This is a genomic window from Collimonas sp., assembly GCF_035566555.1.
GTDB lineage: Bacteria > Pseudomonadota > Gammaproteobacteria > Burkholderiales > Burkholderiaceae_D > Collimonas.
The window spans coordinates 13,399-27,876 of sequence record NZ_DATMRB010000184.1 but is presented as its reverse complement, the minus strand read 5'-3'; the positions used below and the strand labels follow the sequence as shown (position 1 = coordinate 27,876).

11 protein-coding genes are annotated in these 14,478 nt (G+C 60.5%); 4 read left to right on the top strand and 7 right to left on the bottom strand.

Annotated features, from left to right (window positions below; all coding sequences use genetic code 11):
• Nucleotides 1-30: 30 nt before the first annotated feature.
• The 3 genes from VNZ65_RS23295 to VNZ65_RS23285 all read right to left on the bottom strand — a co-directional run bounded on the left by VNZ65_RS23295 (nt 31) and on the right by VNZ65_RS23285 (nt 3,588).
• Nucleotides 31-936 carry a carbohydrate ABC transporter permease gene (locus tag VNZ65_RS23295; RefSeq protein WP_325673321.1) on the bottom strand — a complete coding sequence of 302 codons (906 nt, stop codon included), beginning with the start codon at nt 934-936 and terminating at the stop codon, nt 31-33.
• A gap of 12 nt (nt 937-948) precedes the next feature.
• Nucleotides 949-1,872, bottom strand: a complete 924-nt coding sequence (locus tag VNZ65_RS23290) for a sugar ABC transporter permease (protein WP_325673319.1) — start codon at nt 1,870-1,872, stop codon at nt 949-951.
• Between the two features lie 456 nt (nt 1,873-2,328).
• A complete protein-coding gene (locus tag VNZ65_RS23285) occupies nt 2,329-3,588 on the bottom strand; it encodes an ABC transporter substrate-binding protein (RefSeq protein ID WP_325673317.1) in 1,260 nt (419 codons plus the stop codon).
• A 474-nt stretch (nt 3,589-4,062) separates the two neighbouring features.
• Here VNZ65_RS23285 and VNZ65_RS23280 point away from each other — a divergent pair, with 474 nt between their 5' ends.
• From VNZ65_RS23280 to VNZ65_RS23270, 3 genes are read left to right on the top strand one after another with little or no spacing between them, the layout of a single operon-like run.
• A complete protein-coding gene (locus VNZ65_RS23280) occupies nt 4,063-5,373 on the top strand; it encodes an ABC transporter substrate-binding protein (RefSeq protein ID WP_325673315.1) in 1,311 nt (436 codons plus the stop codon).
• A complete protein-coding gene (locus tag VNZ65_RS23275; protein ID WP_325673352.1) occupies nt 5,370-6,083 on the top strand; it encodes a response regulator transcription factor in 714 nt (237 codons plus the stop codon). Before VNZ65_RS23280 ends, VNZ65_RS23275 begins: the two co-directional genes overlap by 4 nt.
• Before the next feature lie 4 nt (nt 6,084-6,087).
• Nucleotides 6,088-7,575 carry an ATP-binding protein gene (locus VNZ65_RS23270; protein WP_325673313.1) on the top strand — a complete coding sequence of 496 codons (1,488 nt, stop codon included), beginning with the start codon at nt 6,088-6,090 and terminating at the stop codon, nt 7,573-7,575.
• Nucleotides 7,576-7,608: 33 nt separating this feature from the next.
• Here VNZ65_RS23270 and VNZ65_RS23265 read toward each other — a convergent pair whose 3' ends face one another.
• The 3 genes from VNZ65_RS23265 to VNZ65_RS23255 all read right to left on the bottom strand — a co-directional run bounded on the left by VNZ65_RS23265 (nt 7,609) and on the right by VNZ65_RS23255 (nt 10,192).
• The gene (locus tag VNZ65_RS23265; protein ID WP_325673311.1) at nt 7,609-8,244 is read right to left on the bottom strand and encodes a cupin domain-containing protein; all 636 of its coding nucleotides are present in this window, start codon (nt 8,242-8,244) and stop codon (nt 7,609-7,611) included.
• Nucleotides 8,245-8,372: 128 nt separating this feature from the next.
• Complete coding sequence (locus VNZ65_RS23260; protein WP_061941775.1) at nt 8,373-9,275, bottom strand: LysR substrate-binding domain-containing protein; 903 nt, start codon at nt 9,273-9,275, stop codon at nt 8,373-8,375.
• A gap of 491 nt (nt 9,276-9,766) precedes the next feature.
• A complete protein-coding gene (locus tag VNZ65_RS23255) occupies nt 9,767-10,192 on the bottom strand; it encodes a DUF4019 domain-containing protein (protein ID WP_325673308.1) in 426 nt (141 codons plus the stop codon).
• Between the two features lie 316 nt (nt 10,193-10,508).
• Between VNZ65_RS23255 and VNZ65_RS23250 the strand changes: the two genes are divergently transcribed.
• Nucleotides 10,509-12,626 carry a TonB-dependent siderophore receptor gene (locus VNZ65_RS23250; protein ID WP_325673306.1) on the top strand — a complete coding sequence of 706 codons (2,118 nt, stop codon included), beginning with the start codon at nt 10,509-10,511 and terminating at the stop codon, nt 12,624-12,626.
• Between the two features lie 63 nt (nt 12,627-12,689).
• Here the strand turns inward: VNZ65_RS23250 and VNZ65_RS23245 are convergent, their stop codons facing one another.
• On the bottom strand, nt 12,690-14,465 hold the full coding sequence (locus VNZ65_RS23245) for a hypothetical protein (RefSeq protein ID WP_325673304.1): 1,776 nt from the start codon (nt 14,463-14,465) through the stop codon (nt 12,690-12,692).
• Nucleotides 14,466-14,478: the final 13 nt, after the last annotated feature.

The window sequence follows — 14,478 nt, the reverse complement described above, 5'->3', positions numbered from 1 at the left end:
GTCTCGTTTCTGCTTTGTCTGCTTTGTCTATTACTTGACCGCGCCGGAAGTCAGGCCGCGTATCAGTTGCCGGGAGAAGATGACGTACATGATCAGGATCGGGATCACGGCCAGCGAGAGCGCTGCCAGCACCGAATTCCAGTCAGTCACATACTGGCCGATGAACTGCTGCACGCCGAGCGTCACGGTCTTGGTTTCATCCGAAGGCGCCAGGATCAGCGGGAACCACAGGTCATTCCAGGCCGGGATCATGGTGAATACCGCGACCGTGGCGATGGCCGGGCGGATCAGCGGCAAGATGATCTGAAAGAAGATCTTGAATTCGCCGACGCCGTCGCAGCGCGCCGCATCCTTCAGCTCCTTGGGGATCTGGCGGATGAATTCGGACAGGATCATCACCGCCAGCGGCAGGCCCTGAGCGGTGTAGACCAGGATCAGCGCGCTGCGGGTGTTGATCAGGCCGAGGCTGACCACCAGCTGCAGGATGGAGACGGTGCCGAGGCGGATCGGGATCATGATGCCGAGCGCCAGGTAGAGGGCCATCAGGCGGTTGCCGCGGAACTTGTATTCCGACAGCGCCCAGCCGGCCATGGCGCCGAACAGCACAATCAGGATCAACGAGCCGAGCGTGACCACCAGGCTGTTGCCGAAATAAAGCATGAAGTTGGTGTTGTGCAGCACCTTTTCAAAGCCGATCAGCGAGAACGAATCCGGCGTCGGGAACGCCAGCGGGTTGTCGAAGATGGCGTCGCGCGACTTGACCGAGTTGATCAGGATCAGGGCAATCGGGAACAGCGCGATCACGGCATAGGCGCACAGCACCACGTGGACCCAGATGCGGCCCAGGTTGGCAAAGCGGCTGCGCGCAAGTAGTGGCACAGGCGCTGGCGCCGGCGCCGAGGTCGCGGCGGAAGAGAGCGAGGAGATGGATGTCATGATAAGTCCTCGTTACAGTTCGTATCGTGTCAGCTTGCGCTGCACGAAGTAGAAATAGGTGGCGACACCGAGCAGTATCACCAGGAACATCAGGGTGGCGACCGCCGCGCCCATGGTCGGGCTGCCGATCTGCGCCTGGTAGCCGAAGAAGGTACGGTAGAAGAAAGTACCCAGGATATCGGTGGTGTAATTTGGTCCGGCCAGTGCACCCTTGACCGAGTAGATCAGGTCGAAGGCATTGAAGTTGGCGACGAAGGTCAGGATGGTGACCAGGCCCAGGGTCGGCAGGATCAGCGGCAGCTTGATTTGCCAGAAGATGCGGAACGAGCTGGCGCCTTCGGCATAGGCGGCTTCCAGCACCTCTTCCGGCACCGCCAGCAGCGCCGCATAGATCAGCATCATCGGAATGCCGACGTATTGCCAGACCGAGACCAGGCCGAGCGTCAGCAGCGCAGTGCTTTCCTGGCCCAGCCACGGTGCAAAATAGTCGCCCAGGCCGATATGCTGCATCAAGCCTTCGCCGACGCCCCACAAGGGCGACAGGATCAGTTGCCAGATAAAGCCGATGATCACCACCGACAGCAGGGTAGGCAGGAAAATCAGAGTACGGTAAGTGCGCGCGCCACGCAGCCCTTTGAGGCTGAACAGGGTGGCCAGCAGCAAGCCGATCGGATTTTGCAGCAGCATGTGGATGGCGAAGAATTTCAGGTTGTTCAGCATGGCGTTCCAGAACGCCTTGGACCAGTCCGAATCGAACAGGATGGTATGGTAATTGGCAAGGCCGACGAAGCTGTGGACGCCGGCATCGTTGCTGGTGTAGAAGCCGAGGCGCAGGGTATCCAGCAAAGGCAGGGCGCTGAACATGGAATAGATGATGACCGCTGGCGCCAGGAACACCACGATGTGCCAGGGGAAGGTCTTTTTTTGAAGATTCATTCTGGTTTTCTTTGAATGCAAGTTCACTCGCAGGCGCAGCAATCTTACGGGGGAGATCGTAAAGACGACTCCGGCCGGCTGAGCGAACTCTGAAATACGAACGTGATGGCGGCTTATTCTTGTATGCAGATGCCGTTCTTCACGGGCCGGCCTCTAGCGGGCTGTAACAGCTGAATCAAGAGCGCCTGTCACGTATCCGACGCGCATGGCGGCGTTGCACATGCTCGCAATAGTCTCGCTATTGCTCCCTGTGCGCCTTGCCCTGCGCGCCGGATACGCGCCCTTCGCTCTCGATTCAGCTGTTACAGCCCGCTGCTGGCAAGCCTTGGATGCTAGTGTAGTACTTCTTGAGTAGTGTTTCTGGCGAAGCGCTACGCTAGCTGGCTTGTCGGCAAAGGATGGGACTATCTTAACCTCCCATCCTTTACCAGACGATAGCATTAATGCAATTGACGATTATTGCTGCGGCTTGTACCACTTGGCGAAACCGGCCTGCACCTGTGCTGCAGCATCCTTAGGCGCCAGCTTGCCGTTCAACACTTGCGCGTTGACGTTCCACAGCTGGTTTTCCATGCTTGGCTCGCCGCGGTTCAGGATCTGCGAATTCAGGCGGATGGTCGAGGAGCAGGACTTGCGCCAGTCGATCATCTGCTTGGCGACCGGATCCTTGACCGAGATCAGGTGATCCGACAGCGAGAAGAAGCCGGTAACCTTGTTGGTGTAGATGTCAGCAAATTCTTGCGAACCGAGCCAGGCCAGGAACTTGTAAGCATCTTCCTTGTTCTTGGATTTCTTGTTGACGCCCATGCCGATATCGTTGTGGTCCGAGATATAGCACTTGTCGCCGGCCTTAGGCACTGGCGGCGGGAAGGCGCCCATCGAGATCTTGGAATTGTCGTTGAAGTAAGCGATATCCCAGGAGCCGGCAGGATAGATCGCAGCCTTGCCCAGGGCAAACTGGTTCTGGCTGTCGCCGTAGGTTTGCGAGCTGGCGCCCTTGTTCAGGTATTTGCCGAGCCGGGCTTCGTATTCGAAAGCGTTGACGAAGTTAGGATCGGTGAATTTTTCCTTGCCGGCGATCAGCGCCTTGCGGCCTTCTTCGCCCTTCCAGTAGTTAGGACCCAGGCCGGTAAAGATGATCTGGCTGGATTCCCACTGGTCGTTGGTGCCCAGCGCCAGCGGCGCGTACTTGCCGTTGCTCTTGATGGTGTCGAGCACCTTGAAGAATTCAGCTTCGGTCTTAGGCGGTTGCAGGTTCAGGTCTTTGAAGATCTTCTGGTTGTACAGGAAGCCGTGGATCACGGAAGCGATCGGCATACAGAAAGTGTCTTTGCCGTCATCGGTCTGCCAGGCGGTCTTGGCGGACGCAGGGAAGTGTTCCATGCCTGGCTTGCCGTCCAGCTTTTCCAGGTTGCCCTTCTTGTACAGGGACAGCGAGACGTCGAACGGACGGCAGGCGATCAGGTCGCCTGCAGTGCCGCCGGCCAGCCGCGCGGACAGGCTGGAGTCGTATTCGGTCGGCGCGGTAGGCGCAAATTTGACTTCGATGCCAGGATTCTTTTTCTGGAAAGCCGGGATCAGCACGGTTTCCCACAGGGTCTTGTCGTCGACGCGCCAGCTTTCGATGGTCAGTGTGCCGGCTTGTGCCGTGCCGAAGGTCGCCAGGGCGATCAGTACGGCGTTGCGGATAGTGCGAATTCGGTTGACCGTTTGCATCTAAGTCTCCTCTTGGATTTTTATCGGATTGGATTTTGCGGCTCTCTATACAGAGCAAACCGCCGCGAACAGACATTAGCACCATAAAAATTGTGCCGCCATCTTTCGCCTCAAATGGCTACATGATTTTCATAAGCTATTGATTTTATTGATGAAAGGTAAAATATGCAGGTTTTGGCGATTACATATCTTTACACGCTGCCCATTGAAATTTTATGCTTTCATGCGGCAACTATCCAGAATACTTGCGTTAAGGCGATGCCGTTTTAAAAGATAACTTTACGAAAACTTACGTTTCTTTACAAAACGAGAACAGCGCTAACGTTGGCGCGGGACTTGCGCTATAGTCACACGCGTTGTGGGGAGACCAGGCTAGTGTTTATAGTTCATAAAAATATCAACAAGGCACACATGATTGATAAGCGGCTGCCGGAACGGCGCTCGGGGCAAGGCACGGATAACGGGGGAAGGTGGTTGACAGCATATTGCAACCGGATAGCGCTGCTGGCGTTTAGCTACCTGTTGAGCGCTGCAAGCGCTGCGGCAGGCGCCGCCAGCCTGGCGCCCGCAGCCGGCCTCAACCAGCCGCCGGCTTCTTTGCAAGTGCTGCACTGGTGGACCTCGGCCGGCGAGCGCAAGGCGGTTGATGTCATCGCAGGCAAGCTGGCGGAAGAAAATATCCAGTGGCGCGATGCCGCCATTCCTGGCGGCGCCGGTCTGGGCGCCAGCAAGGTGCTGAAGAGCATGGTGTTGGCCGGCAAGGCGCCGGAAGCGACCCAGCTCAACGGCATCGTATTCGGCGAATGGGCCGATCTTGGCCTGCTGCTGGAGCTGGACGACGTCGCCACCCCCGGCAACTGGCAAAAACTGCTGTTCCCCACCGTCTGGTCGCTGGTGCTCAATCGCGGCCATGTGGTGGCGGCGCCGCTCGGGATTCATCGGATTAACAATCTGTTCTATAACAAGAAGATCTTCGAGCGCCTGAACCTGGCGCCGCCCAAGACCTGGGCCGACTTCAATCGCGTGGCCGACAAGCTCAGGCAAGCCGGCATCACGCCGCTGGCGCAAAGCAGCGAAGCCTGGCAGGTCGCCACTTTGTTTGAAACGCTGGTGCTGGCGGAAAGCGGCCCCGCCTATTACCGCTCGCTGTTCGTCGATCTCAATCCGCTGGCCTTTGGCGACCAGCGCATGACGCATGCCCTGAAACGCTTGCGCGCGCTCAAGGAGTGGATGCCGACGCCGCTGCGGGAACGGCCGTGGCCTGAAATGACGCGCCAGCTGGCTAACGGCGAGGCCGCCATGTTCGTCATGGGCGACTGGGCCAAGGGCGAGCTGCTGGCCTGGGGCCTGAACACCGATCAGGACTTTGCCTGCAGCACAGTGCCGGGCACCGCCGACTACCACCTGTATAGTGTCGATACCCTGGCCATGTTCGCCGGCGACTATTCGCACCAGCCGGCGCAAGAAAAGCTGGCGCAGATCATCATGTCGCTGCCGGTGCAAACCGCATACAATCAGCTCAAGGGCGCGATCTCGGTGTGGCGTTCGCCGGATCTGTCGAAAATGGACAGCTGCGCGCGCGCCTCGTGGGCCGCGTTCAGCAAGGGCAGCGCCTATCAGGCGCCGAGCCTGGTGCACCGCATGGCCGCGGATGAAACCGCGAAGGATGCCATCGTCGCCGAAGTGCATCGTTACTTCATCGACGACAAGATGTCCGAGAGCGACGTCCAGCGCAAGCTCGCCAGCATTGCGCGGACCGTGACGAAAACAGGAAAATTGGAATAATGCGCAAGATACTCATCGTCGACGACGACCAGAAAACCCGGACGCTGCTGAAAGCCTACCTGGAAAAGAACCAGTACGAAGTGCGCCTGGCGCATAACGGCGAAGCTTTCCTGGCCGAGTTCCAGCGTTATTCGGAAGAACTGTCGCTGGTGATTCTGGACGTGATGCTGCCGGATACCGACGGCTTCGCCTTGTGCAAGACGGTGCGCCGCAAGTCGAACGTGCCGATCATCATGCTCACCGCCAGTTCCGATGAAACCGACCGCGTGGTCGGCCTGGAGCTGGGTGCAGACGACTATATCGCCAAGCCATACAGCCCGCGCGAGCTGCTGGCGCGCATCAAGGCCATCCACCGCCGCAGCGGCATCGACAGCACGTCGGCGCCGCGCTATTACCGCTTTGTCGGCTTCACCCTGGATACGGTGGAACGCACCCTGAGCGATCCTGACGGCCAGCTGGTGGCGCTGACCGGCCTCGATTACCAGTTGCTGAAGTATTTTGTCGAGCATCCTGGCGACGTGCTCGATCGCGGCGTGCTGTGCGAGGAAACCCGCGGCCGCGATGTCGGCCCGCTGGACCGCTCGCTCGACGTGCAGATCAGCAAGCTGCGCCTGCGCCTCAATGACGGCGGCAAGGATCCGCATCTGATCAAGACCGTGCGCGGCGTCGGCTACGTGTTCTCGGCCGACGTCGCAGCCACGCACAGCTGACGCCATGTCGAGAGCAAGCTGGTCGGCCGGCTACAACCGGCTGCTGTCCTGGCTGTTGCCGCATACGCTGCTGGGCCGGCTGTCGGTGGTGATGGTGTTCGGCGTGCTGGTGACGCAGCTGGCCGGCGGCCTGATCTGGTCGGCGCAACTGCGCAGCAAGGCCGAAGTCGAGACCAGGACCGCTTCCCAGCACCTGGCCCACAGCGCAGCCAGCGCGATCAGGTTTTTCATGAGCCTGCCTGCCAACTACCGGCCGATCCTGATCCAGCAGCTGCGCGAAATGGGCGGTACGCGCTTCTTCGTCAACACCAACGACGGTCCGGTCAGCATCCACAAGATCGCCGACAATCCGCTCGCCGACATGGCGCTGGGTGAAATCGGCGCGACCCTGAAAACCGATCTGCCGTTCCTGCCTGGCTTCCGCCTGGCGTTTGCCTGGCCCGACGACCTGATAGTCTCCAGCGACGGCCTGAAGGTGGCGGACCTGCCGGACAGCTGGGTCCAGCATACCTTGCTGATCAAGCCGAATCCGGCGCCGGTGCTGGTGATCCAGACCGAGCTGGAGCCCGGCAACTGGCTGTATCTGGCCGCACTGATGCCGAATCCGTATTTCCTTGATACCGATAATCCCTTGTCGGCTGAACGCCTGCTGCTGCAGGGGGTATCGCTGGCCACTGTGCTGCTGCTGTCGATCCTGGTGGTGCGCTGGACCACGCGGCCGCTGGCGGCGCTGTCGGATGCCGCCGACGCCTTCGGCAAGGGCGAGGCGCCGCCGGAACTGCCGGAAACCGGCAGCCGCGAATTCGTCAAGACCGCGCGCGCTTTCCGCGCCATGCGCGAGCGCATCAAGCGTTACCTGGATGATCGCGAACGGCTGTTCGTTTCGATCTCGCACGATTTGCGGACCCCGATCACGCGCCTCAAGCTGCGCACCGAACTGCTGGACGATGAAGAATTACGTAGCGAATTCCATGAGGACCTGGACGAGCTCGACATGATGGTCAAGGGCGCCTTGCAGTCAGTCAAGGACAGCGATATCCATGAGAACCGCACCGAAGTGCGGCTCGATGCCCTGATCTTGCGCATGATCCGCGACGCCCGCATGGCTGGGCACGAGGTGGCGTTCAGCGAATCCGGGCTGACGGTGATGGCCAAGCCGCTGGCGCTCAAGCGCGCCATCGGCAACCTGTTCGACAACGCCCTGCATTACGGCCGCAAGGTGGAAGTCTCGGTCGCCAGCCTGATCAATGAAGCGGGTGCGAACATCCAGATCCAGATTCGCGACCATGGCCCCGGGGTGCCGGAAGAAGCCTTGCTCAGCCTGTTCGATCCCTACACGCGGCTGGAGCACGGACGCGACCAGAATGCCGGCGGCATGGGGCTGGGATTGGGGATCGCACGCAATATCGTGCAGGCGCACGGCGGCGAACTGCTATTGCGCAATCACCCGGACGGCGGTCTGGTGGCGACTATTGTCTTGCCGCAGACTTGATCGGATTGCGCCGATCGGCCGGGTGGATGTTCTTTAACCGTTCTTGGGTGCGAGCCTGTCGATGAGCTGCGCATGCTCCGGGTTGAGGCGTCGGAACGCGCTTAAGTCTTCCTGGCCGGCGATCTTGAATCTGGCGAATTCGAACGGCCCTCTGCATTCGCAGGTCACCAGTCCATATTCTCCATTCGGATAGGCGCCGAACCAATCGCCGAATCCGGCCGCATTTTTTTCTATGACGACGTCGTTGTCGTCAGTCACCGCTTCTGCCGATTTCCAGATGCCGTCGGCGCTAATCTTGGGAATCACCAGCGAGCCGCCCGAAATCAGCCTGAATTTCTCTTTGGTGTCTTGCAGGCTGTGCCAGCTGGAAATCGCCTGTTCCGGCAGCAGGTAGAAAATCACGGTGTATGCCTGGTTGCGGACGAATTCGCGATAGAAGCCGCCTTCCGGATGGGCTTCCAGCCCCAGGCCGTGGCGGATATGGTCGGCAGTCAGGCGGTGACGCTCGGGCAGCGCGTTCAGCGTCTGCAGGTAATTCTTTATGTTGAGCGCTTCGGCGGGCAAGCTGGCGGCGCCGGCCGCCGCGTTCAGGCCGCCTGCCGCGATGAGCTGCTCCAGTTCTTCAAGATAAGCGCTTAAATGCCGGATCAGTCTTGCAGGCGTGTCCATGCGTTTTCCTTTTTTTGCAGTCGGGTAGGGTGGGCAGCCGTGCCCACGCGAAAGGAGATTCTACCCGTGGGCAAAAAAACCTGCCCACCCTACGATGTCAATCAAGCGGACGGCGATGCGCTTGCCCGTTACAGGCCGAAGGAATAGTTTTTCGCCACGTGCAGCGCGGCTTCGCGCAAATCGTGAGCGAGCTCGGAGCGGATGCCGCCGCTGGGGTAGGCCAGCACATACTTGTAAGTGATGTCGGCCTTGAACGGTCGCGTGACGACGCCGTGCGGGCGCCAGATCTTGGCCGCGAACGGTTCCACGATGGCGACGCCGAAACCGTTGGCCACCATCGCGTAGCGGGTATGCGAGGTGTGCGTCTGGATCGTGTAGTTGGGGCGGATGGCGGCGGCTTTCAGGGTCGACAGTTCGCGGTCGTAGGATTGCGCGCTGTTGGGCATCCAGCCGATGACGTTTTCGCCATCCAGGTCTTCCGGCAGGACGATCTCCTTTTGCGCCAGCGGATGGGTCGCCAGCATAGCGCACAGCACGGTGGCTTCCATGATCGGTTCGACTTCGATGCCGGCGAACGGCGGAAACGCCAGGCTGAGCGCCATGTCGACCTTGAGATCCTGCAGGCTGACCAGGATTTCCGGCACGGTGCAGCTGTCGATCTTGACCGAGACATCCGGATGCTGCTTGAAGAAGCGTTGCAGCACTTCCGGCAGCAGGGTGGTGGACAGCACCGGCAGGCAGGCGATGGTCAAGCCTTCCGGCGCTTCGTGGCGGATGTTGCCTGCCACCTGCATCAGGCGTTCCAGGCCCAGGAAGTTTTCCTCCACCGCCTTGTAGAAGCGCACGCCGGCATTGGTCGGCTCCAGCCGGCCCTTGGCGCGGTTGAACAGGCGAAAGCCGAGATCGGCTTCAAGATCGGCGATCAGCCGGCTGATTGCCGGCTGCGTCACGTGCATGCGGCGGGCGGCCGAGACGCTGGTGCCGGAGATCATCAGCGAACGAAAGGCTTCGATTTGGCGGAAACGAATCATGATTGTTATGTCAGTGCAAGAGTGCGGTCTCGTGCGTGCATGGCGCTGCTAAGGTATAAGCGCTGCAACAAAAACCATCCGAGATAGCGTTGGAGACTGCTATAACAAACAGCTATGGCACATACGAATTTGTGAGTGGACATGATATTCCATTCTTGTGACACTGTGTGCACTGAAAATGTTGTTGTGCACCACAGCAATCAACGTTTGTCACATGGATTTTTTGATTGAACCACGGTTCAATCCTGACATCAGGCTGATCTGCGCCGTCGCCTGAGTTGAAGATTTCTGGTTATGTCCAGATTTGCCCACAAGGCGCCCTGCATTTAGAGATTTCGAGGCCCTCACAAGGTGGCTTTCGGATCCGGGGGTTACACCGCCCCCAGGCCCGCACCTTTCTGCACCTGCATGCGCCCTGCATCCTGCTTTTGTACTCCTGCTTTTATACTCCCTTTTCTTGCTCTGTTCCTGACCCGCGCTTGTTCTCGCCGTCAGCGAATGAAATAGCCTGAGACTTTCCAGCTGCCATCCTTTTCACGCATGGGCGTGATCGTCTCTTGCGCCGACTTCTTGTTTTCGAACTGGGTCTCGTATTGGATCACCACGTATTCGCCGTCCGGCGCGCCGGGCAGGGTGGTCGCATATTCCGTGCTTTTGAGCTCGCGCGCCTTGACGCTGCCAAGCGGCGCCCGCAAGGAACGCACGCCGGTCTCCCAGGTATTCTTGGAAATGCCGGTCTTGAAATAAGTGCCGGCGCGTTCCCAGCTCTCGCCGTATTTGCCGGCATCGGTCAGCGCGATCCATGCCTTGGCGGCGGTTTCGGCTTGCTTGAAAATTTCGGCTTGCGGCTCGACCGCGAAGGAGGGAGCTGTGCTCGTCAGCAGCATGGCGGCGGCTAGCGCCAGTATGGTTTTCATTTTCCGTTTCCCCCTGGATGAGTTCCGTAGGTCGCGCAGATGGATGCATGGCTTGTCGATATGCTCAGATCATAGGGGTTGCAACAGCTATTTGCAATGCAACTCTGCTGTCGATGCCGCAGGGTAACGAGCCGTAGCGACGAGATTGAAAAACAACATTTTCAGGCTTCGCATTGACATATATAATGAGAATCATTATTGTTTCGACCTTTGCTTAGGCCCACCCACCGCTAGCCAGTATCTCCCGTTCCCGACCATGTCGCGTAGCAATAGAACAGCCAGTGCGGACATGACGCGTACCAGGAGAATAACCCGCATGGCAGCCCTCGAACTTCCCCAGACTTTGAATCCCACGCGCTGCTCAGCCGCCGTTACCCTGGCGCTGGCGGTGCTGGCCCTGCCGGCGACGCTGCATGCGCAACAGGCCGATGCGCCGGCCGCTCCTGCTGACGAGCATACGCTGGAATCGATCCAGGTCAGCGGCGACTGGCTCGGCACCGGCCTGCAAAACAGCGTCAAGCGCTATCCCGGCGCACGTACCGTAGTCAAGAAAGAGGATATTGAAGATTCCGGCGCGGCCAGCATCGGCGATGTGATGCGCCGCATTCCCGGCGTGCAGGTGAGCGACAACTCCGGTTCCGCCGGCAGTGCGATTGCGCTGAACATCGGCGTGCGCGGCCTGGCTGGACGCTATTCGCCGCGCTCCACCGTGCTGCTCGACGGCATCCCGATGGCGGTGGCGCCTTACGGCCAGCCGCAACTCTCGTTTGCCCCGGTCAGCCTCAACAACATTGAATCGATCGACGTCGTGCGCGGCGCCGGCTCGGTCCGTTTCGGTCCGCAGAACGTCGGCGGCATCATCAATTTCAAGACCCGCGCGATTCCGACCGAACCCGGCTTCAACGGCGACGCTACCGTGCGCACCAACAATTACACCGAGGCGGGCGGCGCCGAAAGACAGTACAGCGCCTTTGTCGGCAGCCAGCTCGATAACGGCCTCGGCCTGGCGGTGCTGTATTCCGGCGCCGACGGCTCAGGCTGGCGCGCCAACAGCGGTGAAACCGTCAACGATTTCGCCTTGAAGTACCGCTATCAGATCACGCCGAGCTCCGAGATCTACGGCAAGCTGTCGTACTATGATGTCCGTTCGCAGACGCCGGGCGGCCTGACTGCGGCGCAATACGCTGCCAATCCGTTTCAGAACACACGGCCGACCGATTTCTGGAGCGGTACCCGCAAAGGCGCCGACATCGGCTACCTGAATACGATTTCGGACACTCAGGAATTTGAAATCCGCACGTATTACAACGAGAGTTTCCGCCAAAGCACGCTGATCAGCGGCAAGAATCTCGGCCACCAGCCGCGCACCTACCAGACCCTGGGGATAGAGCCGCGCTACACGCAACGCTTCCAGCTCGGCAGCAGCACCAACGATGTCACGGTTGGTTACCGTTATATCCGTGAAACCGGCAACGACCAGGTCTACAACAGCTCGCTGGCGACCGGGATCGCGGCGCCGTTGTCCAGTTCGTTCGATAATTTTACCGGCGCCCACGCGGTCTATATCGACGACAAGATTGCGCTGGGCGACTGGCGCATCACGCCAGGCATCCGGTATGAGCATATCCGTTCGACCCGCACCGACGTCATCAATGGCCCGGTGTTCCCGATCGATAACAACAAGGCCTTGCCGTCGCTCAGCGTGGCCTATCTGCTGAACCAGAACCTGACGCTGTTCAGCAATTACAGCACTTCCTTCGGCCCGGTCCAGAACACCCAGCTGACTGCCGCCATCGGCGGCAATCCGCTGGTGCCGGAAGTGGCGAAGACCGCTGAAATCGGCGCGCGCTGGAAGAGTGCGCAGCTGGCGGCGGAGATTACAGCCTTCGACATCCGATTCGATAACCAGATCCAGCAGGTGGCAGGCAGTTCGCCGGCGGTGTTCCAGAATATCGGCGCCACCCGCCACGACGGCATCGAGACCGCACTCGATTATGCCTTCGACAAGGCTGGCGCCCTGGCTGGCCTGAATATCTACGCCAACTACACCTACACACGCGCCTTGCAGAAATCCGGTCTGACCGCCGGCCTCGACGTGCCGTTCTATTCGCGGACTACCGACACCATCGGCGCCCGCTACGCCGTCGGCGCCTGGGGCTTCGACCTGTCGAGCACGCATCAAAGCCGGCAGTTTGCCGACAACGCCAACACCATCGCCGAAAGCGCGAACGGCGGCAACGGCGAGATTCCCGGTTTCCGCACCTGGAATGCGCAAGTCAACTGGAAGGTGCCAGGCATGAAGGGCACGGAGCTGCTGGCCGGCGTCAACAATCTGGCCGACAAGCGCTATTTCACGCGTACTACCGATTCGAATATCGGCAAGCTGGTTGGCGCGCCACGCATGGTGTACGTGCAGGGACGCATCGCATTCTGATCGCTGGAAGTGTGGTGAAGAAGAAATGGAAGCCAATGCAACTGGCTTCCATTTTTTTTGCGATTACCAGGAGTAGCTGCCGCTGCCCTGGATTGCCATTTGTCCGCCGTTGGCGGCGCTGGCGCCGATCGCCAGCTGGGAGTGCTGGGAAACGCTGGACGCGAAGGCGATGCCGAGTGCGCCATAGCCGCCGTAGCTTGCCGTGCCCAGCGCGATGCCGCTGTTGTCGCCACGCGCGATATATACGCGTGGAATCGCCATCGCCTGGGCGGTGGCGCGGGCCGCGTAACTTTTGCTCTGGTTCAGCGTATCCTGCGCCGACGCTTGCATCTGGTTCAGGTTGACGGCGTCGGTGCCGGCCGTGCCAGGAGCGACATTGGCGATCTGCCGTTCGCCGCCGGCATAGCCGACCGATACGGTATTGGCGCGCGCCGCGACCGAACCTTGTCCCAGCGCTACCGAATTGGAAGCCGAGGCCACGGCATTGGCGCCGACAGCTACCGAGTTATTGCCGCTGGCAATCGCATTGTTGCCGATCGCCGTCGCCGGATCGGCAATCGCTTGCGCGCCTGCGCCGATCGCGACCGAACCGTTGAAGCTGGCTGTGGCGCCTGCGCCCAGCGCCACCGTGTTGTCGCCATTGGCGCTGGCATTGGTGCCCTGGGCGATGGCGTTGGCGCCCTTGACCGAGACGCCGTTGCCGCAAGCGACGCTGCCGCTGGCGCCGATCTTGCAGGCGCCGCTGTTGAACAGCGCGACCAGAGCCTTTTGCATGTCGCTCAGTTGGCCGACGTTGGCGGCGTCGCTGGCGGCAACGCCGGCTGCCACATTGTTGATGACCGTGCCGGCGCCGTTGTTAGCGTTCAACACCAGCGCCGTGCCGCCATTCCCATACTGAGCCGAGTTATTGGCCGTTTTGGTGGTAGCGCTGAGGTCGGCGCTCAATGTATTGGCGCTATTGGCAGTCGTCGTGGCGCCGACAGTCTGTTCCAGTTTGGTAGCGCGGCTATCGATGCCGACCACGCGCGTATCCAGGCTGCTGAGCGACGAACGCATGCCGGTCAGCCAGATGTCTACCGCAGAAAAAGCATCCCCTACCTTGGCAGAACTGGCGCCCTGGATCACGTAGGAGGGCGCTACTAGTGTGCCGGCAGCGTTGACCGAGGCATTGCCGCCCAGCGCGCTCGCCAGGTTGCGGTACTGGGCAAGGTTGGTGACGTCGTTGTCCTGTGTGCCGGCAGCAACATTGATGATTTGTCGCTGGAACGGCGCCGTTACATTGCCGTCGCTGTCGGTCACGCTCTGCACGCTGCCGACCGATACCGTGTTGGCACGCTCGGCCACCGAGCTGGCGCCCAGCGCCACACTGTTGTCGGTGCTGGCGCGACTGAGCCGTCCCAGCGCGGTGCTGTTCTTGCCGTTGACCAGCGCTGATTCGCCGACCACCGTGGCATTGACGCCGAGCGCATTGGCATTTGCCCCCACCGCGGTGCTGCCGGCCTCGCCGGCAAAGCTGTTGGCGCCGAGCGCCGAAGCATTGGCCTTGGCTGCTGCGGCATAGGCGCCTACGGCCGTCGTATTCTGGTCGTTGGCCAAGGCGCCGCTGCCCAAGGCCGTGGCTTGTGCGCCTGAAGCCACGCTGGTGTTGCCGGCCGCCACGGCGTCGACTCCGGTGGCCTGGGCGTTGTCACTGCCGTCCTTCAAGCCGTTGGCGTCAAAGTAGGATGGCACAACCTGCGCGCCGGCTTCCAGCGGCAGCCAGCCCAGCGCCGCGACGCACAGGCTCATTTGCAACAGCGAAGCGGCCGGTCCGCCAACTCTGGTTTGCTTATTCTTCATCAGGACTCCCTAG

Bases quoted from the DNA above. Each gene is read 5' to 3' on its own strand.
- VNZ65_RS23295 (WP_325673321.1), bottom strand. From the start codon at position 936: ATGACATCCATCTCCTCGCTCTCTTCCGCCGCGACCTCGGCGCCGGCG.
- VNZ65_RS23290 (WP_325673319.1), bottom strand. From the start codon at position 1,872: ATGAATCTTCAAAAAAAGACCTTCCCCTGGCACATCGTGGTGTTCCTG.
- VNZ65_RS23285 (WP_325673317.1), bottom strand. From the start codon at position 3,588: ATGCAAACGGTCAACCGAATTCGCACTATCCGCAACGCCGTACTGATC.
- VNZ65_RS23270 (WP_325673313.1), top strand. From the start codon at position 6,088: ATGTCGAGAGCAAGCTGGTCGGCCGGCTACAACCGGCTGCTGTCCTGG.
- VNZ65_RS23265 (WP_325673311.1), bottom strand. From the start codon at position 8,244: ATGGACACGCCTGCAAGACTGATCCGGCATTTAAGCGCTTATCTTGAA.
- VNZ65_RS23260 (WP_061941775.1), bottom strand. From the start codon at position 9,275: ATGATTCGTTTCCGCCAAATCGAAGCCTTTCGTTCGCTGATGATCTCC.
- VNZ65_RS23255 (WP_325673308.1), bottom strand. From the start codon at position 10,192: ATGAAAACCATACTGGCGCTAGCCGCCGCCATGCTGCTGACGAGCACA.
- VNZ65_RS23250 (WP_325673306.1), top strand. From the start codon at position 10,509: ATGGCAGCCCTCGAACTTCCCCAGACTTTGAATCCCACGCGCTGCTCA.
- VNZ65_RS23245 (WP_325673304.1), bottom strand. From the start codon at position 14,465: ATGAAGAATAAGCAAACCAGAGTTGGCGGACCGGCCGCTTCGCTGTTG.